The sequence below is a fragment of the Hydrogenobaculum acidophilum genome (assembly GCF_054656715.1).
This window is the reverse complement of record NZ_BAAHXP010000008.1, coordinates 24,504-45,564: the sequence shown is the minus strand read 5'-3', so window position 1 is coordinate 45,564 and position 21,061 is coordinate 24,504. Positions and strand designations below refer to the sequence as shown.

23 protein-coding genes, 1 tRNA gene and 1 other RNA gene are annotated in these 21,061 nt (G+C 34.9%); 13 read left to right on the top strand and 12 right to left on the bottom strand.

Annotated features, from left to right (window positions below):
• Position 1: 1 nt before the first annotated feature.
• Together ACYQZV_RS05630 and ACYQZV_RS05625 are read right to left on the bottom strand one after the other, a co-directional pair.
• Positions 2-1,393, bottom strand: coding sequence for a TolC family protein (locus tag ACYQZV_RS05630; protein WP_459893965.1), 1,392 nt, complete (start codon positions 1,391-1,393; stop codon positions 2-4).
• A 126-nt stretch (positions 1,394-1,519) separates the two neighbouring features.
• Positions 1,520-2,329 carry an NAD(+)/NADH kinase gene (locus ACYQZV_RS05625; RefSeq protein ID WP_459893964.1) on the bottom strand — a complete coding sequence of 270 codons (810 nt, stop codon included), beginning with the start codon at positions 2,327-2,329 and terminating at the stop codon, positions 1,520-1,522.
• Between the two features lie 180 nt (positions 2,330-2,509).
• Here ACYQZV_RS05625 and ACYQZV_RS05620 point away from each other — a divergent pair, with 180 nt between their 5' ends.
• From ACYQZV_RS05620 to ACYQZV_RS05610, 3 genes are all read left to right on the top strand, one after another.
• On the top strand, positions 2,510-3,193 hold the full coding sequence (locus ACYQZV_RS05620) for a YggS family pyridoxal phosphate-dependent enzyme (protein WP_459893963.1): 684 nt from the start codon (positions 2,510-2,512) through the stop codon (positions 3,191-3,193).
• On the top strand, positions 3,194-4,123 hold the full coding sequence (gene tilS, locus ACYQZV_RS05615; protein ID WP_459893962.1) for a tRNA lysidine(34) synthetase TilS: 930 nt from the start codon (positions 3,194-3,196) through the stop codon (positions 4,121-4,123).
• A gap of 556 nt (positions 4,124-4,679) precedes the next feature.
• Positions 4,680-4,973 carry a CZB domain-containing protein gene (locus ACYQZV_RS05610; protein ID WP_459893961.1) on the top strand — a complete coding sequence of 98 codons (294 nt, stop codon included), beginning with the start codon at positions 4,680-4,682 and terminating at the stop codon, positions 4,971-4,973.
• A gap of 219 nt (positions 4,974-5,192) precedes the next feature.
• On the opposite strand, the gene ACYQZV_RS05605 is transcribed toward ACYQZV_RS05610, so the two are convergent.
• The 7 genes from ACYQZV_RS05605 to mazG all read right to left on the bottom strand — a co-directional run bounded on the left by ACYQZV_RS05605 (position 5,193) and on the right by mazG (position 12,573).
• Positions 5,193-5,924 (bottom strand): hypothetical protein, encoded by a 732-nt coding sequence (locus tag ACYQZV_RS05605; RefSeq protein ID WP_459893960.1) that lies wholly within the window; start codon positions 5,922-5,924, stop codon positions 5,193-5,195.
• 111 nt (positions 5,925-6,035) lie between these two features.
• A complete protein-coding gene (locus ACYQZV_RS05600) occupies positions 6,036-6,647 on the bottom strand; it encodes a hypothetical protein (protein WP_459893959.1) in 612 nt (203 codons plus the stop codon).
• 549 nt (positions 6,648-7,196) lie between these two features.
• A tRNA-Cys gene (locus tag ACYQZV_RS05595) sits at positions 7,197-7,268 on the bottom strand.
• Positions 7,269-7,308: 40 nt separating this feature from the next.
• A complete protein-coding gene (locus tag ACYQZV_RS05590) occupies positions 7,309-9,228 on the bottom strand; it encodes a thioredoxin domain-containing protein (RefSeq protein WP_459893958.1) in 1,920 nt (639 codons plus the stop codon).
• A gap of 43 nt (positions 9,229-9,271) precedes the next feature.
• Entirely contained in the window at positions 9,272-10,195 is a 924-nt protein-coding gene (locus ACYQZV_RS05585; RefSeq protein ID WP_459893957.1) for a DHH family phosphoesterase, read from the bottom strand.
• Positions 10,192-11,772: a S1 RNA-binding domain-containing protein gene (locus ACYQZV_RS05580; RefSeq protein WP_459893956.1), complete on the bottom strand. Its 1,581-nt coding sequence runs from the start codon at positions 11,770-11,772 to the stop codon at positions 10,192-10,194. The genes ACYQZV_RS05585 and ACYQZV_RS05580 overlap by 4 nt, the downstream gene beginning before the upstream one ends.
• Before the next feature lie 48 nt (positions 11,773-11,820).
• Positions 11,821-12,573: a nucleoside triphosphate pyrophosphohydrolase gene (gene mazG, locus ACYQZV_RS05575; RefSeq protein WP_459893955.1), complete on the bottom strand. Its 753-nt coding sequence runs from the start codon at positions 12,571-12,573 to the stop codon at positions 11,821-11,823.
• Positions 12,574-12,717: 144 nt separating this feature from the next.
• On the opposite strand from mazG, the gene ssrA reads away from it, so the two are divergent.
• From ssrA to ACYQZV_RS05525, 10 genes are all read left to right on the top strand, one after another.
• Positions 12,718-13,065: a transfer-messenger RNA gene (ssrA, locus tag ACYQZV_RS05570) on the top strand.
• 137 nt (positions 13,066-13,202) lie between these two features.
• Positions 13,203-13,670 carry a CZB domain-containing protein gene (locus ACYQZV_RS05565; RefSeq protein ID WP_459893954.1) on the top strand — a complete coding sequence of 156 codons (468 nt, stop codon included), beginning with the start codon at positions 13,203-13,205 and terminating at the stop codon, positions 13,668-13,670.
• Between the two features lie 105 nt (positions 13,671-13,775).
• Positions 13,776-14,777 (top strand): ketol-acid reductoisomerase, encoded by a 1,002-nt coding sequence (ilvC, locus tag ACYQZV_RS05560; RefSeq protein WP_459893953.1) that lies wholly within the window; start codon positions 13,776-13,778, stop codon positions 14,775-14,777.
• Entirely contained in the window at positions 14,774-15,397 is a 624-nt protein-coding gene (locus ACYQZV_RS05555) for a CDP-alcohol phosphatidyltransferase family protein (protein ID WP_459893952.1), read from the top strand. Before ilvC ends, ACYQZV_RS05555 begins: the two co-directional genes overlap by 4 nt.
• Entirely contained in the window at positions 15,390-16,058 is a 669-nt protein-coding gene (locus ACYQZV_RS05550; protein ID WP_459893951.1) for a 2,5-diamino-6-(ribosylamino)-4(3H)-pyrimidinone 5'-phosphate reductase, read from the top strand. The genes ACYQZV_RS05555 and ACYQZV_RS05550 overlap by 8 nt, the downstream gene beginning before the upstream one ends.
• A 29-nt stretch (positions 16,059-16,087) precedes the next feature.
• Complete coding sequence (locus ACYQZV_RS05545; RefSeq protein WP_459893950.1) at positions 16,088-16,348, top strand: hypothetical protein; 261 nt, start codon at positions 16,088-16,090, stop codon at positions 16,346-16,348.
• Positions 16,345-17,127, top strand: coding sequence for a 4-hydroxy-tetrahydrodipicolinate reductase (gene dapB, locus ACYQZV_RS05540; RefSeq protein WP_459893949.1), 783 nt, complete (start codon positions 16,345-16,347; stop codon positions 17,125-17,127). The genes ACYQZV_RS05545 and dapB overlap by 4 nt, the downstream gene beginning before the upstream one ends.
• A complete protein-coding gene (locus ACYQZV_RS05535; protein ID WP_459893948.1) occupies positions 17,124-17,648 on the top strand; it encodes an HNH endonuclease in 525 nt (174 codons plus the stop codon). The genes dapB and ACYQZV_RS05535 overlap by 4 nt, the downstream gene beginning before the upstream one ends.
• A gap of 49 nt (positions 17,649-17,697) precedes the next feature.
• A complete protein-coding gene (gene rpmB / locus ACYQZV_RS05530) occupies positions 17,698-17,889 on the top strand; it encodes a 50S ribosomal protein L28 (protein ID WP_459893947.1) in 192 nt (63 codons plus the stop codon).
• 55 nt (positions 17,890-17,944) lie between these two features.
• The gene (locus ACYQZV_RS05525) at positions 17,945-18,847 is read left to right on the top strand and encodes an NAD-dependent epimerase/dehydratase family protein (RefSeq protein ID WP_459893946.1); all 903 of its coding nucleotides are present in this window, start codon (positions 17,945-17,947) and stop codon (positions 18,845-18,847) included.
• Here the strand turns inward: ACYQZV_RS05525 and ACYQZV_RS05520 are convergent.
• The 3 genes from ACYQZV_RS05520 to ACYQZV_RS05510 are packed head-to-tail and all read right to left on the bottom strand — an operon-like array spanning position 18,837 to position 21,009.
• Positions 18,837-20,117 (bottom strand): porin, encoded by a 1,281-nt coding sequence (locus ACYQZV_RS05520; RefSeq protein WP_459893945.1) that lies wholly within the window; start codon positions 20,115-20,117, stop codon positions 18,837-18,839. The two genes, ACYQZV_RS05525 and ACYQZV_RS05520, sit on opposite strands and share 11 nt — an antisense overlap.
• Positions 20,107-20,370 (bottom strand): NifU family protein, encoded by a 264-nt coding sequence (locus tag ACYQZV_RS05515; RefSeq protein ID WP_459893944.1) that lies wholly within the window; start codon positions 20,368-20,370, stop codon positions 20,107-20,109. The genes ACYQZV_RS05520 and ACYQZV_RS05515 overlap by 11 nt, the downstream gene beginning before the upstream one ends.
• A gap of 15 nt (positions 20,371-20,385) precedes the next feature.
• Positions 20,386-21,009, bottom strand: coding sequence for a superoxide dismutase (locus ACYQZV_RS05510; RefSeq protein ID WP_459893943.1), 624 nt, complete (start codon positions 21,007-21,009; stop codon positions 20,386-20,388).
• Positions 21,010-21,061 lie beyond the last annotated feature (52 nt).

Sequence of the window (21,061 nt, the reverse complement as noted above, 5' to 3'; positions counted from 1 at the left end):
ATTACTTTACCTCCTTGTTTAATAGTCCAGCTTGATATAGGCTTTTTATGTAAGCTAAATTGCAATCATACATGGCTTTTGCAAAATCAAACCTCGCCTTATCGTATTGGGTCTCGGCATCTATAACATCCGTTATTTTTGCTAACCCGACTTTGTATCTTTGGTCCATCACCTTTAGGGTGGCTTTTGACTCCTCTTTTTCTTTTTTGGCATACTTCATCATAGCCAGTGCGTTTTCATAATCTGCTAAAGCTTTGTTTATTTTGAATATAGACCCTTTCGCCATATAATCTATATAAGAGCTAAGCATTAATTTTTGCTCATTTATGCTTCTTATCTTGTTAAAAGCCGTCAAACCATCGAATAGATTCCAATTTACACCAACGCCTACCATATAACCGTTGGCGGTAGCTCCAAAGGGTGTTGAGTTGTCAAAGAGCGAATATGAAGCAAAAGCTCCCACTTGAGGTAGATAATCGCCTATATACGCTCTTCTCATAGATTTTAAGGCTTTCAACTTTTCTTCCATGGATTTTATCTGGGGTTTTTGATATACAGCGCTTATAAGAGCTTCTCTATCTATGTGATTTGGGCAGTATAGATTTCCCTTTAAATCCACATCTTTATAAGGTTTATTCATTAGCAAAAACAAAGCTCTTTTAGCAGTCTTGTAGTTGTTTTTGGCTTCTACTAGTTTTTGTTCTGCTTGATGAAGATATACTTTTGCCCTTAACGTGTCTGAGAAAAGTGCCATACCAGTTTTATAGTAGGACTCAGCCATATCTACGTGTTTTTGTGCATCTTTTACGGCTTGGGTGGCAAGTTTTATACCTTCTTTTGCCAAAAGCCCTCCTAAGTAAGCTTTGTATACGTTGTAAACGATATCTTGCTCTGTTTGATTTAGCTCTTTTTTAGTGCTTTTAAGAGCATGATAAGAAGCATTTTCATAAGCTTGGACTTTACCACCCATCCATATAGGTATTTGTAAATTTAGCTGGGTTTGATAAAGTTGCGAAGCACCGGGGTTGTTAAAAAAGTCTTGCATAGATTGGAATGCACTACCTACCATATAAGGGGTTGTATATGGTGCTTGGAAAAATTGAGGCGGTGGGCTTGGAAACTGAAGGCTTCTTGTGTCCATTCTGTTCATTATGCTCCAAGGGGCTATGTTGGTGCGGTTAAAAGATGTTTGTAGGCTAAGTCTTGGGAAAAGCATACCCTTTACGCTTTCTAATTGATATTCTTTTGATTTTACATCGTATTGTTTTGCCTTTATGGCAAGGTTGTTTTTAAGAGCTTCTTTTATAGCGTAGTCTAAGGTTATATCTTGGGCTAGCGATAAATTTATAAACGCCAAAAAAGACAGCCCAAACGCAGTATATTTTAACATCATATCATCGCCTCCTAAATAAATAATTTAGCATAATTAATAACTTCTAACCACATAGAATATAATATGATATCATAAGTTAAGAATATAAGAATATTCTAATATTCTGAAAATGATAAAAACAAGTTTTTAAGCATATCCAAGCTTGTCTCTTATAACGTCAAAAAAGCTTATGTTATCTAAGCTTATCGTTTTACAAACGACATCAGAACGTTTTACAAGCACCACGTCTTCTTTTGATATATTAAAAAACTCTTGACCATCGAGGGTAAGATAAGCTTCTTTTGTTTTATCTCCTAGTTTTAGGCTTATAAGAGCATCGGAGGACAAAACTATTGGTCTTACCGAGATAGTGTGAGGACATATGGGTACCAGCAACATATTTTGAAGCTCAGGGGTGAGTATTGGTCCTCCGGCAGAGAGAGCGTAGGCGGTAGAGCCAGTGGGTGTTGATACTATAATCCCATCTGCTCTTAAATTTGCTATCACATGATTTTGCTGATAAATCTCTATGTCTATAAGCCTTGAAAGATAAGACCTAGCTAATACAGCATCGTTTAAATAGGCCCCCAAGTATTTATTGTTTAGATGAACATCTATCATCATTCTATCTATAATTTTATATTTACCTTGAACGATAAGCCCTAGCATATTTTTGGCGTCTTTTTTTGGTATCTCCGTTAAAAACCCTAACCTTCCAAGGTTTATACCCACTATCGGCAACGGCTTGCCAACGCTTTTTTGAAGGTTTGCAACATGCCTTGCCGCATTTAAAAACGTCCCATCCCCACCAATTACCACGATAATATCGGCATCTTCTTTTTTATCCACCACCTCTTGCCCCATCACCTTAAGCTCTTGCTCTATATACTTTGCAAACTCCCTTGCCATACTGTCTTCTTTTATATAAAAGCTAAACTTCATCTTCTTAAAAGCCATAAAACTATTTTAAAGCCAAATTGTTTTAAGGATTGTGTTATATTTAAATAAATTAAGATAAAGGTTAAATTATTAGCTTTCATTTGCAAAATAAACCAAATTTAGAACTGGCATATAATTTGGAATATAAAACTTCCTAATAGTTTAGCTTTTAATAAAAAGCAATGTATAATAAAATTTATGCTAAAAGAACGTATTGAAGAGGTGTATGAAAAGATAGAGAAAGCCGCTTTAAAAGCATCAAGAAAAAAAGAAGAGATAAAGCTTTTGGGGGTTACAAAGACGGTAGCTCCAGAAATTATTAGAGAGGCCTATCAATTAGGTATTAGGCTTTTTGGAGAAAACAAAGTCCAAGAGTTTTTAGGAAAGTACGAAGCATTGAAAGACCTTGATATAAAATGGCATTTTATAGGAGTGCTCCAAACAAACAAAGTAAAGTATCTAAAAGACAAGGTAAAGCTGATACATTCGGTAGATAGAAAGGCCCTTGTGGATGAGATTTCAAAAAGGATGGAGCATATGGATGTGCTTGTTGAGGTAAACGTAGGGGATGAGGCTTCTAAGTCTGGTGTAAAAGAAGAGGATTTAAAAACCTTGACAGAGTATATACTCTCAAAACCAAACATCAACTTAAAAGGGCTTATGTGTGTACCGCCATTTTTTGAAGATAAAGAGAGAGTTCGTCCTTTTTTTAAAAAGCTAAGAAACTTAAAAGAGGAATTGGAAAAAACCTTTAATATAAAACTAGAAGAGCTTTCTATGGGGATGTCTCATGATTTTGAGATAGCCATAGAAGAGGGGGCTACCATTGTTAGGATAGGCACATACCTTTTTGGCCAAAGGGATTACTCAAAGAAAGCCTAAATGAACCTTGCAAGAAAGATATTTGAAGCCAACAACTTATTTAAACTAATTGAAAAAGGTGATAAAATCCTTGTAGGTTTTTCGGGTGGGGTTGATTCTGTGGTGTTGTCTTATTTGCTTTTTAGATTAAAAGATGTTTTTGGTATAGATATAGCCCTTGCTCATTTTAACCATAAGCTAAGAGAAGATGCCGATGAGGACGAGGCTTTTTGTGTGGAGTTTGCTAAAAGCTTAGATATGCCAATATATGTGGGAAGCTACGATATAAAATCTTTAAAAGGAAACAAAGAAGAAAACGCCCGTAAAAAAAGATACGAGTTTTTAAATAGAATCGCTAAAGAAAAGGGTTTTAACAAGATAGCCACGGCTCATCACTTGGATGATTTGGCAGAGACCATGATACTTTGGTTTGTAAGGGGTGGAGGGTTAAAAGGCTTGGCTGGGTTTAAGGCTTTTCAAAATAACATCATAAGACCTCTTATAACAACCACCAAAGAAGAGATAAAAGCTTTTGCGATATCTCAAAACCTTAGGTGGAAAGAAGATTACACAAACTACGATGAGAGTATATCAAGGAACCTTATAAGGCATAGGGTAATACCCATTTTAAAAACCATAAACAAAAATTTCCTTCACATCGCTTTTCAAGAGTCTTTGATACTTCAAGACGAAGAGGCATTCTTGGATTCTTACACTTCTAATGTTATAAAAAGTATAGATGTTTTTGATATAAAAAGCCTAAAACAACAGCCAAAAGCTATACAAAGGCGTATAGTAAGAAAAATATTTAAAACAAAAACCTTTCAAAAAACAGAGCTTGTTTTAAAGCTTTTAGAAAACAAGAAAAAAATAAAATTATCTAAAGATAATATGCTATTTGTCAAGAATGGCAAAATAGTATTGATGTATGATAAAAGCAACGACAAATAGCTTATAAGTCTATAACACTATACCTCCTTCAAATATATTTAAATATAAAGGTTTGCAATTTACAAAAGGTTTTTGAGATTCCTCAATAGAAACAGCTCTTATATTCTCTGTTATCAGTGGTAGACTTGTTATAAGAGAACTTTGGTTTGTTTGTCTTGTGTTTATTGCCTATCATCTTTAGCAAATTGCTTACAATCACAAACAGGGTTGCGATAGAATCTTCATAACCTAAGTTTTATTAGGCTCATATAGAGATTTTTAAAAATTATCTTATAGTAGGCTTTTTGATACTTTATATCATGTTTAAATTGGAAAGTTGGATTAAGTTTAAAATAATCATTGCAGTATAAACGTGGAGGTTTGCAATGCCTAATTTAAACAAAGATGTTTTAAATAGACTTGACATATTGGCCAAATATTTAGCTAGCTCTATAGAAGATAAAATTAAAAAATTAGAGAGTAACAAAAAAACGATGTCACAGTTAATGTTATCTTAGAAAAATTTATTGAAGCTGTTCGTCAACATGAAATATACATAGACAATTTAAGAAAGCTTATGAGCGGTGAATTGGATTGGACACCACCTCGATACACTGAATGCAATTTTGGTAAAATATATTATAGCTTTGATGATAATTACATATTAAATAATTACGGAGAGATGGCACACAGAATCTTTAAAAGATTAGGAGATATTCATAGAGATTTTCATCACATTGCTGAAAGTTGTCTTCATTGTAACAACGATCAAGAGTTAAAAATTCTTATTACAGAGTTATTCTCTAAAAGTAGAACGCTTCTAGATACTTTGTCAAGTCTGATAGCTCATATTGAGCAAAATGAAACATAATATAAATCATAAAAAAGTACAATACCTAAATTAACTATGGCAAACTTATCTTGCTTATTTCGCTTATTTGTATGCTTATGCTATAAACCTTGGTATACTTGTAAGTTTTAGCTTTTTGAAAACTAGTGAGGGGAAAGTATGGAGTTAATTTTTTACCCGAAGTATTATTCTTCTCTTTTCTCTTGTTGTCTTTTCTCTTGTAGATACACATGTAACCATCTATATTTTTGTTTTTGCCTTTCTCCTAGTTTTTTTCCTTTTTAAATTTTCATCTACAATATCTTCTACATGCCTTATTATTTGCTCTAAGCTACTTTTATTGCTACTCCACGTAATGCTAAAATATTCACCTTTCTCCTCTATTTTTTCATCAAACCTTCTAAGAACTTTCTTATCTAATAAATCTAAGAAGTAAACATCTTGATTTTGTACTATGGCATCTAATAACCGATATCCTTTTTCTGTAAATGGGTATCCTTCTATATCATTTTTCTTTATATATTTATAAAGCTTATCGCTAATAACTATTCTAGGATAAATTGCTATTTCTTCCTCTAGTTTATGAGCTTCTATTATTCCTTCTCCAAACAATATTTTTTCCTCTTCATTTGGCCAATACATTTTGCCTATAGTGACCGCGCCACGTAAACAAAAATCTATTTCCCAAAATTTATCCTGTAAATATCTTAATATTAAGAGTAAGTGAGGTAAATTGTGTTCTTCTTCTTTCATTATAAAGGCAAAACTATCGGAAAAATAGAAACTTCTAATAGATAATTTGCCGTGTTTACTTGGTTCTTTCTCGTTAGTAAATTTTGGATTAATCTTAAAAACCTCAATCAAGCGTTTAAATCTTTCTTGATTTGTTGTTATGCTTCTTACAAACTCTGTAGTACCAAGTACATCTAAGTATGCCACGAAACAATCTTCCATAAAAAAATTTTCTTCCATAAAAATAACATATTTTTTGTTTTTGGTAGTATTTATTTTTTTTCAAAAGTATAAAAATGTAAATATAAAGTTTCACAATATAGATTAATTTCTTTTTGTTCTATATTGATTTTAATTTTTTTCTATATTATTTCCTTGAATTTCAATTTCTCGTTCTATTGGATAATCTGCTATCTCATTACTTTTCATTTCATTTATTATTTTAATACAAATATCTTTACTAGATTTTTGCTTATCTAATATATCTTTAAATTTTTTATACGTAGTTTTATTTTTTTTATTTTTTTTATTTTCTTTATTTTCTTTATTTTTCAAAATTTCATCAATAGGCTCATTATATGTTGAAAAGAATAAAAATTTTTTACAATTGTGATTAATGAATTCCTCAATTGCTTTACACAAGCCATTTTTATCTTTGATATAATTAGCATTGCCGCCACCATGGAATCTTTCTTTAGCTTCTATAAAAAGACATTCATCTTTATGTTGAATGAACATATCTCCTTCGCGCTTGCCAGGCTCTGGTACCACCCTATCGAAGATATCACTAAATCTGAAATAAAGTTCTGTTGTCATCCACTTTTCACATTTGTATTGATTTTTTCCTTTTTCTTCTTTATCCTTTGGTGCAGGTGCATTCTTTATTTTTAAAAACTTTATTCTATTTTCCTTAATGAAATTTTCTATTTCTTCTTTTACACAATCTATAAGACTTTTAGACATTATATAATTATAACATTAAGAGTTAAGATGCTTGTGAATAAATTATAAGTGCATTAATTTATCTAAGTATTTTCTTAGTAGAGTATCAATGTAATCTATAGAATAGCCTAACTTCCAATTTTAATTTTAAATCCTAGACTCATAGAATGTATCATAATTTGACAAGCATGCCATAGATAAGAGCCAATAAAAAGAAATTTATTTTAACTGTGAAACCTTGAAGCTCTTATTTTTCTATTACCCATGAATGATGCACTTGCCCCATCCAATATATTCTACTAAAAGCCGTTGTTGTTTGAGTTTGGCGAAATTAGAAGCTTTATAACCTAATAACCCAATCAACCACGCTACCACAATACCTTACGCACATATATCAACTACAAATCATTGATAATCAGTGTGTGCCATAACTGTGCCATAACGAGTTTAAATAAGATAAAATGAATTGATAATAAAGTGTATAAACTTTATTATAGCGAGCCAAAAAGTCAGATAATTGTTTAAGAAGGAGTTTAGATTGATTGTCAAGGATTTCTATGATTATGTTTAAGGCGACGAGCGGATTTGAACCGCTGTAAAAGGGATTTGCAGTCCCGCGCCTCGCCTCTCGGCCACGTCGCCTACTTTGGATAAATATTATATTATAGTGTATTTGCATAACTTATGCAATTGTTTTTAAAAGCTCGCTTATGCTGCTTGCCGGGTTTAAGCAAGTGTAGTCTTTGCAGGCTATAAATTTGCTATCTTGAGATTCTTCGTGGTATGGGACAATATTTGGTATGTAGTATTTATAAAGATTGAGGATTTCTTTTTGGGCTTTTGGTAATGGCATAGAAAGTAGAAGTTGATAACCGTTTTTGTACAACAAAAAGCTTGTCATGAAAAAACTGCATGCGGTAGGATTTTGAGACAACATGCTTCCATAAAGGGATGATAGCACGTTGTAAAGATGTTCATAATCATCTTCTTTGGTTATAAAAAATAGTTCTACCAGATTTTGTGCCATAACAGAGTTGCCAGATGGTATAGCCCCATCGTATAAGGGTTTTTGCGGTATAATCACATCGGCACTAATATTTAGATAAAATCCACCTGAGGTTTTATCCCAAAGTTTTTGAATGGCTTCGTTCATAAAGTATTTGGCTTTTTCTAAATACTCTTTTAAAAATGTGGCCTTATATAGTGATAGGTAGGCTTTTATTAAAAAAGCGTAGTCATCTAGCATAGGCTCTATATGTTGATTATGGTTTATGACGTGGGCAAGGGGAGTCTTCGAAATGAGATTTAAGTTTTTAATGGCTATGTTTAGAAATTCATTTTCTTCAAATACAAGGTAAGCCTCTGTCAAAGCAAAATCCATCATGGCGTTTTGATCAAGGAGTATTTTGTCGTCTATAAGAGGTTTTGGTCTTTTATCTCTAAAAGCTTTTAAAGGCTTTAGCTCATCTTCAAACTTTGTGCTTGGTTCTTTGGCGTATATTATATTTTTGCCTGTGGGTATTTTTTTAGCTTCATCTAAAAAGTTTCCTTCTTTTTTAATGTTAAAAAAGCTTATAAAATCTTCCGCTTTTTCTTTTAATATATCTTTAATCTCATCGTAGGTCCAAAGATAGTACCCACCTTCTTCACCCTCTGTGTCTGCATCCATGGCAGTGTAGAACAATCCGTCTTTGTAAAGGTTTTCTTTTACAAAACCTACTATCTTATAAACGGTATCTTTAAAAATTTCATTTTTTGTAAGCCTGTAAGCCTCTGAGTAAGCTAGTATACTCATAGCTTGGTCGTAGAGCATCTTTTCAAAATGTGGCAAAAGCCAATATCTGTCTGTAGAATATCTATGAAAACCACCGCCCACGTGGTCCCAAATGCCACCTTTTCTCATGTGTAATAGCGTTGATAGTGCCATATCTTGAAATGGTTGTCTTTTGCTTTTAAGAAGAAGTAAAACGTTTTGAAGGCTTGGAAATTTTGGAGCTTCAGAAAATCCACCAAATTCTTCATCGTATCTGTGGGCAAGGCCAAAAAGTGCTCTATCTATGAAATCTTCATTTATCTCTCTTTTCTCAAGAGAGCTCATAAAATATTTAAGTTGTTCTACGACTCTTTTTGATTTTTCAATAATGTTTTGATAGTCTTTATCCCAGAGTTCTTTTATTTGTATTAAAAGCTTTAAAAAATGTGTTTTTGGAAAATATGTACCTGCAAAAAAAGGTTCTTTGGTGGGCGTTAAAAATACAGATAAGGGCCAACCGCCGGAGTTGTTTAAAAGTATGCAGTATTCCATATAAAGACTATCTATATCTGGCCTTTCTTCTTTGTCTACTTTTATGCTTACAAAATGATTATTTAGGAAAGAAGCTATTTCTTCATCTTCAAAGCTTTCTTTTTCCATCACATGACACCAGTGGCACGAAGAATAGCCTATAGACAAAAATACCGGTTTATTCTCTTTTATGGCTTTTTCAAAGGCTTCTTCTGACCACGGGTACCAGTCTACTGGGTTGTAGGCATGCATTTTAAGGTAAGGGCTTTTTTCATTTATAAGTCTGTTTGGTTTTGATAAGTTTGTTTTGTTTTCCATGCTTTAAATATAAAAATTAGATATGTATTTAAAATGTTTATAATCAGCTAAGAAAGTTTTTAAAAAAAGTTTCTTTATCTATTATAGCGCCAGCAGCGTTGTCATGGCCTCCGCCCCCAAGGGATTCTGCTACTTTTCTCGCTGAGCCGTCTATGCTTCTAAAAGATAATTTTACAAAATCAGAAGTTATGTAAAATATACAAGCTATGTTGTGCTCTTCAGCTATGAGACTACCTATCTCGCTTTGATATACAGGCGTGTTTATGGCTGGTATCTTTTGATCGTTTATTGTGATATAAAGTGGGGAGTTTGTCCAAGATTCTTTTAACCTAGATACCATAAAGTTTTTGTACTCTGAAAGTATTTTGCTTTTGGAGGCAATTTCATTTACATCTTCTTTTAGAAATTCCTTCATAGCTTCTGGGTTATCGGTATACATGTATAGAAAATCGTTTATCTCGTCGGTATTAGGATACCTCCAAAGCCATATATCTCTATCTTTTACTATGTCTACTATGAGCGGTATATCTTTGTTTACAATAGTTTTATAGGTGAGGGATGCTCCACTTTCCTTTGGGTCGTATATAAATGTAACAAAATCATACTCTATGTGTGTGGGTTTATCTTCTTCGATGGGTTGGCCTATAAATTTTGATATTACGTTAGCGGCGGTTTTGTGGTGGTCTATTATAATCACTTCGGTATAACCTTGTTTTTCTTGCCTTAGACTCTGAAGGTACATTAGGTCATCCCACTTTGGTGCTATGTCCAAAAACCATATTTTTGAAACCTCTTTAAAATTTTGTCCTTCTTGAGGTAAATACTTGCTTAAAGCCTCTTTTACGCTGGTGCCGTGGTTTAAAGGGATAAAAATTATGTTGTCTTTGTCTTTTAGATACTCCTTTAATATGGCGGCGGACATCGTGCCATCTATACAGCTTTTATGAAAAAAGCATATCTTAGTCATTTTAGCTTGTTTTTGAGTATGTCACCTAGTTTGAAGCCGGATGAGGAGTCGTTTACTTTTATGAAGTCGTTTTGATCTTTTTGTTCTTTTTGCTGCTTTTTAGACTCTTGCTGTATCATGCTAAAGGTGATTTTTTCCTCTTTTGGGTTTACTTCCAGCACCTTAACGTTTATCTTTTGGCCAGGCTCTAAGTTGGTGTTTTTGGGTATCTCAGATATAGGCAATAGCCCATCGATTCCTTCTGGCAGCTCCAAAAACGTCCCAAAGGGTCTTACCTCTTTTACCATAAGCTCTACTTGCTGTCCTGGTTTATACTTCTGTGGAATTATGCTCCATGGGTTTTGAGTGAGTTGTTTTAAACCAAGCTTTACCTTTTTACCATCCAAACCTAAAACCATAAACTCTCTTTCTTCGTTTGGGGTAAGTATCTCTTCAGAGCGAGCGTTTTTAAACCAAGACATATCTTGTTTTTTCACTATACCTTCAACGTTTGGAGCAAGTTCTATAAAAGCTATATTTGGATGTACAGTTTTAACTTTTCCTTTTACTACGGTGTTTGGAGGGTTTGCTTTTACAAATTCTGCTGCTGGGTTTTCATCAGAAGTCAATATGTTTACGTCTACTCGTTTTTTATCTCTATCCAATTTAGTAATTACAAGCTTTAGTTTGGTGCCACGTTTTAAGGATTTGGTGTTGATATTTTGCATATTTTCTTCTGGGACAAGCGCAGTGATGCCTTCGTTGAGCTCTACGAAAAGACCTTTTCCTTTTCTATAAAAGGATACTTTTCCTTCTGTTTTGTCGCCTTCCTTTAAATCAAAGGTTTCCCATGGACTCTTTTTGGGCTTTTTAAGGCTTAGTATGAGAAAATCACCTTTTTTGGCTTTTTTCACAACTCTTAACTCTAAAGTGTCGCCTTCTTTTAGCTGGGTACCTTTTGGTATTTCATAAGAAGGGACAAAACCTCTTACATTTTCTTTTAAAAGCACGGTAACACCTTTGGATGGGTCTACTTTTACAACTTTACCTTCTATCGTAGAGCCCACTTCTAAAGAATTTATAAATTCTTGCTGTTTGGCCTTCTTTTCAATATACTCATACTCTTTGTATGAAACGTTTACCATTGGTTTACCGTTTTCGTATATAGCTTTTGTTATTAGTACATTTAGTTTATCGCCAACTTTTACATTTTTTGGGGCTTCAGAGAACGGCATAAATACTTTTATATCTTCAAACTGCGCCAAAAATCCATTCCTTACCTTTGAATCTATGGTTATCTCTATAGGTGTCTTATCTTCCATAGCCTTTTTAGCTGCCACAAATCCTTTTGAAGACTTGAGAGGTTTTGTAGAAAGTATTGGATTTTCTAAACCTCTTAGCTTTATAATAACAGCTTCCACTTCTTGACCTATTTCTACATCGCCTATCTCATGCTTTCTTATGATACCTTCTATCTTGTAGCCTATATCTATGTAAACGTTTGAGTCCGTAATTTTTACCACAGACCCTTTGACTATGCTTCCGGGTGAAAGTTGTTCTTCTTGAGCTTTAAGTAATTCTTCAAACTCTGTTACCATGCTAGTTTTGCCTCCAATCTAAATTTATAATTAATAAAAGCTAAAAAATTATTCATAATCAAACTTCTTTGCCTCTTTCCAATGCATATCCATCTCTTCTAAAGTTGCTTCTTTTAAAGACTTCCCATTTTGTTTTAGGCTTTTCTCAACAAAGTTAAACCTCTTTACCATCCTATCGTTTGCTTTTTGAAGAGCTCTTTCTGCATCTATGCCCAAAAATCTCCCGTATTCTACTATAGCTATTAGTATATCACCAAATTCGTGTTCTATTTCTTGGAAAATACCATTTTCTATAGCCTCGTTTAGCTCTTCAAGCTCTTCGTTTAATTTTTCTTTTACTTGGTTTATATTTTCAAAATCAAAACCTACTTTTGCCATTCTGTCTTGAATTTTTTGGCACCTCATGAGAGCGCACATGGATTTTGGTATACCATCCAGAAAATATTCTCTTTTTTCTGCCTTTTTGTGTTCCCAGTTTTCTAAAACAGAGCTTGCCTCTTCGTTGCCAAACACATGAGGGTGCCTTTCTATCAATTTTTTTATTAAAAGCCCAAAAACTTCGTTTATATCAAATTCACCGTTTTCTTTTGCTATTTGAGAATGAAATACCACTTGAAGTAGCAAATCTGCCAACTCTTCTTTTATAGCGCTTGTGTCTTTTGACTCTATCGCATCTACCAGCTCGTAAGCTTCTTCTATAACGTACTTTATGAGGCTCTCATGGGTTTGTGCTTTGTCCCACGGGCAATTTTGCCTTACTTTTTCAAAGGTTTTGATTAGATCTTCCAATATACAACTCATTTTAAAAAAATTATTATAAGGCTTAAATTTATAAAAAGCAATGTTTATTTTCTACGTTTTTTAAAGTACTTAGAAATACATTAAAATATATGATATACATTATAAAAATGTCTTCTTATTTTAATATATTTATATAAATTGATAGGGGGCGAACGGTTTCGACGTTGGAGCGCCGGGCAGATGATAGCAGGTCAGGTGGCAACTGTGATAGCCAAAACAAACAGCTCCCGAAGCTGAACTCGCTCTCGCTGCTTAATTAACAAGCAGCGCGTCCTTGCTGGTCTTGGTACCTTGGCTAGCTATGGGCGTCAGAGAAAGGTACCCTGGTTGGTGATTTGCTACCTTGCGCCAAACCAGTACAAAGGTAGCCTCCATGCGTGGTTTTTCATAGGTTTTACCACAACCTGGAGCAACATAAAACCTATGTAAGCCTGTAGAAGTCATTTGTCCCGGTTCTGACGGACGCGGGTTCGATTCCCGCCGCCTCCACCATAAAAAACAAAAGCTGGTTTTTTAAGAAAGTTTTACTCTATATATTGTCAACCTTTTATAAGTTAATGTTAACAAAAAATTAAAAAACATTATGCTAAAATATTGATTGGTGATTATTTGATTTTTGGAGGTTTGCAATGGCTAATTTAAGCAAAGATGTTTTATATAGGCTTGACATATTGGTCAGCTATATAGAAGGTGTGCTTAGCAATTTGGAAGACAACAAACAAAGCGCTGTCGCTGTTAGTAATATTTTAGAAAAATTTACTGAAGCTGTTCGTCAACATGAAATATATGTATATAACTTTAGAAAGCTTATGAGCGGAGAATCGGATTGGATACCGCCTCAATATACTGAGTGCAACTTCGGTAAAATATACTATGGTTTGGATGATAAATACATATTAAATACTTACGGAGAGACGGCACACAGAATCTTTAAAAGACTAGGAGATATTCATAAAGATTTTCATCAAATTGCAGAAAATTGTCTTCATTGTAAAAACGATTACGAATTAAAGCTTCTTATTACAGAGCTAGCGTCTAAAAGTAGCATGCTTGTGGATACTTTGACAAGTCTGTTATCTAGTATTGAGCAAAATTGAATGAAATAGAAATCATATTTGAAATAAAAATAACAAATTCTTATAGCACAAATCTATTGCATAGGTTAAAATAAAGATATTAGCTTATTTGGAGGTAAATATTAAATGGCAAAAATCTATTACGATGAAGATGCTTCTTTGGGTATTTTGGCTATGAAAACAGTAGCCATAGTGGGTTATGGTTCTCAAGGGCATGCCCATGCTCTGAATCTTAGAGATAGCGGTATAAGGGTGATAGTTGCTTTAGATGATAAAAGCCCGCATAGAAAAACTGCCATGGATGATGGATTTAGCGTCTATACTACGTCTAGGGCTACTCAAGAAGCAGATGTAATAATGATATTAACACCGGATACGGTGCAACCAGCTGTTTACAAAGAATGTATAGAACCAAATTTAACGCCTGGTAAAGCTATAGCTTTTGCTCATGGTTTTAACATACACTTTGGTCAAATAGTACCACCAAAAGATATAGATGTGTTTATGGTTGCTCCCAAAGGGCCTGGACATTTGGTAAGATGGATGTACGAAGAAGGTAAAGGCGTGCCTGCGCTTGTATCTATCCATCAAGACGCCACCGGTTCTTGTAGAGATATAGCCCTTGCTTATGCTAAGGGAATAGGTGCCACAAGGGCTGGTGTTATAGAAACTACTTTTAGAGAAGAAACTGAAACAGACCTTTTTGGTGAACAGGCAGTGCTTTGTGGAGGTGCCACAGCCCTCATAAAGGCTGGTTTTGAAACGCTTGTGGAAGCTGGCTATCAACCAGAAATGGCTTACTTCGAATGTCTTCACGAATTAAAACTCATAGTAGACCTTATATATCAACACGGTATAGCTGGAATGAGATACTCTATATCGGATACTGCGAAATACGGTGATGTAACAAGAGGTGCTAGAATATACGAAGCGGTGAAACCTCTTATGAAGCAAATGTTAAAAGAGATTCAAGATGGTGAATTTGCGAGAGAATGGATATTGGAAAATCAAGCCAACAGGCCAGTTTACAATGCGCTTTTAAACAAAGACAAAGAGCATCTAGTAGAAAAAGTTGGTAAAGAGCTAAGACAGATGATGCCGTGGTTGTCTGGTAAAGAGTTAAAATGAATCTTACAAAAAGGCGTTATAAACTTAAGAAGCTTTATACACCAATGGGGCATGTGTTTGTAAAGATGCACATGTCCCCAAATGTTATAACCTTGCTATCTTTGGCTTTTGGTCTTACAAGCGCTTATTTTTTCTATATACATAAACCTCTTACCGGTGCATCTTTTCTTATAATATCTGGATTTTTAGATTTAATGGACGGTGTGGTGGCAAGGCTTGAGGACAGGGCCTCTAAATTTGGTGCTGCTTTTGATTGGATAGCTGATAAAACTGTGGATGGTTTTATCTTGGGTAGTATAGGTTTTTCATATGGCTCTCCTTTTATAGCTATAAGCGCTATCACATTTTCTATGCTTCATACATTTATAAAGCCTGTGGTGTATGCTGAGATTGGTTTTTCTGAAAGACAAAAGGGAAAAATAGACGATCCTTTGGAAGGGATAGGATTTTTTGGTAGACCAGAAACTCACATAAGCATAGTATTTTTTAGTATATTAGAGCGGATAAATCCCTTGTTTGGTCTTCATCTTGGTATAAAACTGATAGTCCTTTTTACCTTTGGCTCTCTTTTGATAAGAATATTGTATCTTTTGAAAAAATACGGTAAGGATTATGAATAATCAAGATAAACCTTATGTGATAATAGTATCGGAACTTACCCTTGATGGTAAACTGACTTTATACAGAGGAGCTTCTTCTAAAGAGCTTATGACTCTTATGGACGAGGAGGCTTACAGATACCTTCACGAGGTAAGGGCTAAAGTAGATGCCATAATGGTGGGTTGTGAAACCATAAGGACAGACAACCCAAGTCTAACAGTAAGATATGTAAAAGGAAAAAATCCCATAAGGGTAATACCTTGTTCTACGGCTAACATACCTTTTGACGCCAACGTATTGTCGAAAGATGCTCAAACCATTATAGCTACTACAAAAAGGGCTCCTGAAGAAAAGGTAAAAAAGCTCACGGATATGGGTATAGAAGTTTTGGTGGTAGGGGATTATCTTGTTGATTTTGAGCTTTTATTAAAAAAATTAAGAGAAAAGGATATAAAAAGCCTAATGGTGGAAGGTGGGTCTTCAATAAACTGGGAGCTTTGTAAACTAAAAGCCGTAAACGAGATTCGCATCATACATCTTCCGGTGATAGTGGGCGGTGAAAACGTACCTACGTTGGTAGGTGGAGAGGGCTTTAAAACGTTAAACAACATACTTCAACTTAGACTAAGGGCACACTTCAAAAGAGGATATCACCTCATAACAGAGTGGGAAGTGGTATAATAAGGTTATGAATTTTTGGAGGTATTTATATGATGGAAGAAAATCAAGAAGGTTATTACGCAGTGCCCTTCAGCATAGTAGGGTTGTTTCTTACAAATAAGGATGTAGAACAAAGTATTAGGGAGGAGATAAGCCCTGAAGAGCTTGAAAAACTTCAAGAGATAATAGCTAAAATGCTTTTTACCTCTGGAGTTAACGTGGCTTTGTATCCAGGTGTTGTACCACCAGACCAAGCTATGGAAGCGGTCAACGAGCTAGAAGACCTCATCATGGGTGAGGGAGAAGAGTGACAGCCAATAAGCCTATTTTTGTTGCCTTATGCGGCTTTTTGGGTCGCATGGGGAGCAGCATTATAGAGGTTTCTAAAAGCTACCAAGACCTTTTAATAAAAGCGGGTGTAGACAAAGAAGAGCATATAAAAGATAAAAGTTTTTCTTTGGAATATGTATCCTCTAATCTAAGGGATGTAATTAACTACGTTGATGTGGTGATAGAGTTTACCGGTAACGTAGATGTAGCCATACAAAATGCATTTGTATGCAAAGAGCATAGAAAACCCATAGTCATAGGTACTACAGGCTTTGGAGAGGAGCATCTTAACGTTTTGAAAGATTATGCTAAGGATATACCCATAGTTTTTTCTCCAAATATGAGTCTTGGTGTAAATGTATTGTTTAAGCTTTTAGAAATAGCTATAAAAGCCTTGAAAGGAAAAGGCTATGACATAGAAATATCTGAAATCCATCATCGTTTTAAAAAAGATGCACCATCTGGCACCGCTTTAAGGCTTTTAGAAATAGTTAAAGAGGAAATCCCAGGCTCTAAAGAAGCGTTTGGAAGAGAAGGGATGTCTCCAAGGGATGACAGCGAGGTTGGTGTTTTTGCTATAAGAGGAGGAGATGTTGTGGGAGAACATACTGTTTACATGCTTGGTATGGGGGAAAGGCTAGAACTCACCCATAGGGCTACCGATAGGAAGATATTTGCAAAAGGGTCTTTAGAGGCTGCTAAGTGGGTTTATGGAAAACCAAACGGATTTTATACCATGTTTGATGTGCTTGGATTATGAAAATCTATAGCCTTTTGCTGGATAAAACTTATAAGCCCTTGACGCTTATTGATTATAAAAAATCTTTCTTGTTAGAATATACGGAAAGGGCAACGGTGATTGAATACCATCCTTATGCTGTGATAAGGTCTACCTACAAAACCTACAAAGTGCCTATAGTACTAAAAACCAACGCCTTGTCAAAGACTTTTTATAAAAATATACCTACTCGTTATAATGTTTATGTAAGAGACAACTTTACCTGTGGATACTGCGGTAAGGTGTGTAGCGATAGCGAGATTACGGTAGACCATATAGTACCTGTATCGAAAGGTGGTAAGTGGACCTGGGATAATCTGGTGACTGCCTGTGAAGCTTGCAATGCCAAGAAATCCGATAACATTGTGATGCCGGTGTATATAAAGCCCCATAAGCCTCAGTATTTTACGCTTCTTTTGAAAGAGCATATAAAGAAGATGGATGAGGTTACTCTAAATATTATTAAGCCCTATTGCCAACATTACCTAAAAGAAATATCTTAAAATTTATGCTATAATATTAGCTTAAATTATTTTTAAAAGGAGTAATATTATGGCAGCATGTTTTGTATGTAATAAAAAGCCTGTTTATGGTAAAAGCGTGACGTTTTCTGCCGAGAGGAACTCTAGGGTTTTTAAACCAAACCTTCAAAGGGTCAAGATAAGGATGCCAGATGGTACCACAAAACGAGTTATGGTATGTACAAAATGTTTAAAGGCTGGTAAAGTAGTAAAAGCTGTGTAAACTATATATGACATAAAGCCTTTATAAAAGATAAAAATATATTATATTTTCTAACATGAAGGTATTTGTGGCAGGGGGCACTGGTTTTGTAGGGAAGTATGTGGTTGAAGCGCTATCTAAAACAAATCATTCATATTTGCTTTTAACTCGTAAAAAGGTTGATAAGCCACATGTAGTAGTGGATTTTTTTGATAAAAATAGTCTTGCAAAAGCTTTTGAAGAAGAAAAACCAGACGTTTTGATAAATCTTATAGGTATCTTAGTAGAAGAGCCTTCAAAAGGTATAACCTTTGAAAATATACACTATCTTTTACCAAAGACGTTGTATACAGTAGCAAAAGAACACGGTGTAAAACACATCGTTCATATGAGTGCTTTGGGAGTTTCAGAAGAAGCTCCTTCAATATACCATCACACTAAGCTTTTAGCTGAAAAATTTCTCATGTCTTTAGGTCTAGATTACACTATCGTAAGGCCTTCTTTGATAATAGGGCCAGAGCAAAGGCTTTTTAAAGATTTGGACTTCTTTGGAAAGTATTTTCATATAATGGCCCATCCTGGTATTTTGCCTTATTATTTTGCGCCGGTGGACGTTAGGGATGTGGCTTTTGTATTTGTGAAAGCTGTAGATGACCCAAATCTAAGAAATAAAATTATAGAGCTTTGCGGTAAAAAAGCTGTATCTTTTGACAAGCTTTTGAAAGATAGTTTTAAGCTTTTAGGAAGACATGCTTTGATATTGAGATTGCCAAAACCTCTTATGTATGTGAGCGGTGCTCTGGTGGAGAAAATAATAGAACCGCCACCTTTTAGCAAAGACCAAATCCTTATGATGTATAAAGATAACGTTTGTAAAGGCGAAAACCCATGGCCACTTATTGGAAAAGAGCCCATACCCTATGAGGATTCTTTGAAGTGGGCTATAGAAAACTATAAGTCAAAGACCTCTAAAACATAGTCTGAAGAGCTAACGTATAATCCCAATAATTTTTTAAGGTAGTTTGTCCGTTGGCGGTATCGTATATCAAGTTGGAATCTGGGTTTATAAAATCTGCCCCTAAAGATATCTTTGCAGATTCTTTGTCTATATAATATATTGCAAATATGCTAAGTCTGTTGATTTTTGCTTTATTTTGGTAGTTGTTGGTGTTTTCATCTGTTTCATATCTAACGGCGATAGATGGTTTTCCTGATATGATATTGCTAAAACCTACGTATTTATCGTATAGCAAAGCTGTCTGTACGTAGTATCCGGTAGCTTTTATGGGTGCTTTTACGGTATATTTGCTAAGGGACATTCCGTATGGTAAGCCCGTCATATTTGAATATCCTATCTGAAGGTTTGGTACGAAACTTTTAAGCTTTTTCTCAATAAGAAGGTCCGTGTCAAAGGATTTTGAATTTGTAGAGCCACTTTGGTTTGTAAATTTATCTTGCTCATAAGCAATACCCAAAGCTAATATATTCTTGTGGCCAAAGTATGTATCTTCATCCATATATCCTTCGTTATTTGAAAAGCCTAAAAACGTTGGGGATAGCTCAATTCTAAAACCGTATTTTAAACTTGGGGATGTAATGTTTCCATTTGATAACTCATAATCGTATCTTCCGTTTGCCACATCTACATAGTATTTTAAAGCGCTTTTAAACTTTGAACCCCATAAAACTACGCCCATATCTCTATAACCGTTTTGTATATTAGAGCCTATATCAAGGGGTGTAAACGGGTTTACAAACATGGGTCCTTTTAAAGAGCCATTCATTATGGCACTGTTTATGGTGCCTATTCCTTCCATGGTGGGTATTATGGTGTAATAGCTGTCTGTTAAAGATATGCGAGAATACGGGTCCATAAAAAGTCCAGTCATTATATTAAAAGCTTTTGAAAATCTTAAGTTTATATATGCGTCTTTTACAACACTTTGATGCATGCCTGTATGGGCTCTAGCTGTACCGTCTGGTTGTGTCAAATTGTTGTCTGAGAAATCAAAGTTTGCTCCAAACTGTACTATTTTGTTTAGCTTGCCCATAAAGTATATACGGGCGTTCTGCACTGAAAAGTTTGTAGAAGAGTGGTCTGTGGTGGTGATGGCTCCGTCTTTTTGAGCGAATATTTGAAGTTTGAGGCCAGCCATAACATCTTGCTGGCCTTGTTTTATCTCAAATCCAAATGATAAGCTAGTTAGTAAAGTGGCTAAAAATAAAGTTTTTAAGCTTCTAAAAGCCAAAACTAAATCCCATGTCGGCGTTTACGTCTTTTACCTCTTTTATATCCGGAAACTTTTGCTTTAGGGCCCTTTCTACGCCAGCTTTTAAAGTGAGAGTAGACATACCACAGCCTGAACAAGCCCCCATAAGTCTTACAAGGATAGTCCCATCCTCTTCTACACTTACAAGCTCTATATCTCCGCCGTCAAATCTTAGAGCAGGTCTTATTTCGTCCAAAGCTTCCTCTACTTCTTCTACTGTTGGTAAAGCCATAGGCGATACCTCCTATCAGCAAAAACCTTTTAAAGCTTCGTATGCTTTCATGGCCTTTTCAAATCTTTCGTTTATGACATCCCAGTTTAGAGAGTTTAAAAATGCATCTATATAAGGTGGGCGTTTGTTCTTTTGGTCTACATAGTAAGCGTGTTCGTAGGTATCAAGCACTATAAGTGGAATAAGGCCTGTAAGGTTGTATACGTTGTGAGCATCAAGGCCATTTACCATGAGCTTTCCTGAGAATATATCAAGACCCAACATAGCCCATCCTCTAAAGGCTATACCTGCTGCTTTTAGTTCTGCTACGCAGTTATCCCAAGAGCCAAAGTCTTCTTCCACTTTTTTCTTCAAAGCCTCAGAAGGAGCACCTTTTGGAGTAAGATGACCAAAATAAAGCTCGTGCAAAACTGTACCCATGTAGTTGAAGGTTTCTTCTACTTTTAACTCTCTGTATTCCGAGTAGTTTTGATTGGCTTTTGACCTATCTGAGAAGTTTAAGTCCGCCAGCTTATCTTGAGTTTCGTTAAACTTAGCCACATAACCTTTGTAGTGAGCTTCGAAGTGAGGCTCTATTTGTTCGTTGGATATACCGTTTAGATTTGATGGTTTAAGGTGATTTTTTGGTTCTAGCTTCATGTTTCTACCTCCGTAAAAATTTTAATAAAAAGGTACGTTTTTATGAGCACTA

What these genes read in the sequence shown, in the direction of transcription:
- ACYQZV_RS05630 (WP_459893965.1), bottom strand. Translation starts at nt 1,393, where the DNA reads ATGATGTTAAAATATACTGCGTTTGGGCTGTCTTTTTTGGCGTTTATA.
- ACYQZV_RS05625 (WP_459893964.1), bottom strand. Translation starts at nt 2,329, where the DNA reads ATGGCTTTTAAGAAGATGAAGTTTAGCTTTTATATAAAAGAAGACAGT.
- ACYQZV_RS05620 (WP_459893963.1), top strand. Translation starts at nt 2,510, where the DNA reads ATGCTAAAAGAACGTATTGAAGAGGTGTATGAAAAGATAGAGAAAGCC.
- tilS (WP_459893962.1), top strand. Translation starts at nt 3,194, where the DNA reads ATGAACCTTGCAAGAAAGATATTTGAAGCCAACAACTTATTTAAACTA.
- ACYQZV_RS05610 (WP_459893961.1), top strand. Translation starts at nt 4,680, where the DNA reads ATGAGCGGTGAATTGGATTGGACACCACCTCGATACACTGAATGCAAT.
- ACYQZV_RS05605 (WP_459893960.1), bottom strand. Translation starts at nt 5,924, where the DNA reads ATGGAAGAAAATTTTTTTATGGAAGATTGTTTCGTGGCATACTTAGAT.
- ACYQZV_RS05600 (WP_459893959.1), bottom strand. Translation starts at nt 6,647, where the DNA reads ATGTCTAAAAGTCTTATAGATTGTGTAAAAGAAGAAATAGAAAATTTC.
- ACYQZV_RS05590 (WP_459893958.1), bottom strand. Translation starts at nt 9,228, where the DNA reads ATGGAAAACAAAACAAACTTATCAAAACCAAACAGACTTATAAATGAA.
- ACYQZV_RS05585 (WP_459893957.1), bottom strand. Translation starts at nt 10,195, where the DNA reads ATGACTAAGATATGCTTTTTTCATAAAAGCTGTATAGATGGCACGATG.
- ACYQZV_RS05580 (WP_459893956.1), bottom strand. Translation starts at nt 11,772, where the DNA reads ATGGTAACAGAGTTTGAAGAATTACTTAAAGCTCAAGAAGAACAACTT.
- mazG (WP_459893955.1), bottom strand. Translation starts at nt 12,573, where the DNA reads ATGAGTTGTATATTGGAAGATCTAATCAAAACCTTTGAAAAAGTAAGG.
- ACYQZV_RS05565 (WP_459893954.1), top strand. Translation starts at nt 13,203, where the DNA reads ATGGCTAATTTAAGCAAAGATGTTTTATATAGGCTTGACATATTGGTC.
- ilvC (WP_459893953.1), top strand. Translation starts at nt 13,776, where the DNA reads ATGGCAAAAATCTATTACGATGAAGATGCTTCTTTGGGTATTTTGGCT.
- ACYQZV_RS05555 (WP_459893952.1), top strand. Translation starts at nt 14,774, where the DNA reads ATGAATCTTACAAAAAGGCGTTATAAACTTAAGAAGCTTTATACACCA.
- ACYQZV_RS05550 (WP_459893951.1), top strand. Translation starts at nt 15,390, where the DNA reads ATGAATAATCAAGATAAACCTTATGTGATAATAGTATCGGAACTTACC.
- ACYQZV_RS05545 (WP_459893950.1), top strand. Translation starts at nt 16,088, where the DNA reads ATGATGGAAGAAAATCAAGAAGGTTATTACGCAGTGCCCTTCAGCATA.
- ACYQZV_RS05535 (WP_459893948.1), top strand. Translation starts at nt 17,124, where the DNA reads ATGAAAATCTATAGCCTTTTGCTGGATAAAACTTATAAGCCCTTGACG.
- rpmB (WP_459893947.1), top strand. Translation starts at nt 17,698, where the DNA reads ATGGCAGCATGTTTTGTATGTAATAAAAAGCCTGTTTATGGTAAAAGC.
- ACYQZV_RS05525 (WP_459893946.1), top strand. Translation starts at nt 17,945, where the DNA reads ATGAAGGTATTTGTGGCAGGGGGCACTGGTTTTGTAGGGAAGTATGTG.
- ACYQZV_RS05515 (WP_459893944.1), bottom strand. Translation starts at nt 20,370, where the DNA reads ATGGCTTTACCAACAGTAGAAGAAGTAGAGGAAGCTTTGGACGAAATA.
- ACYQZV_RS05510 (WP_459893943.1), bottom strand. Translation starts at nt 21,009, where the DNA reads ATGAAGCTAGAACCAAAAAATCACCTTAAACCATCAAATCTAAACGGT.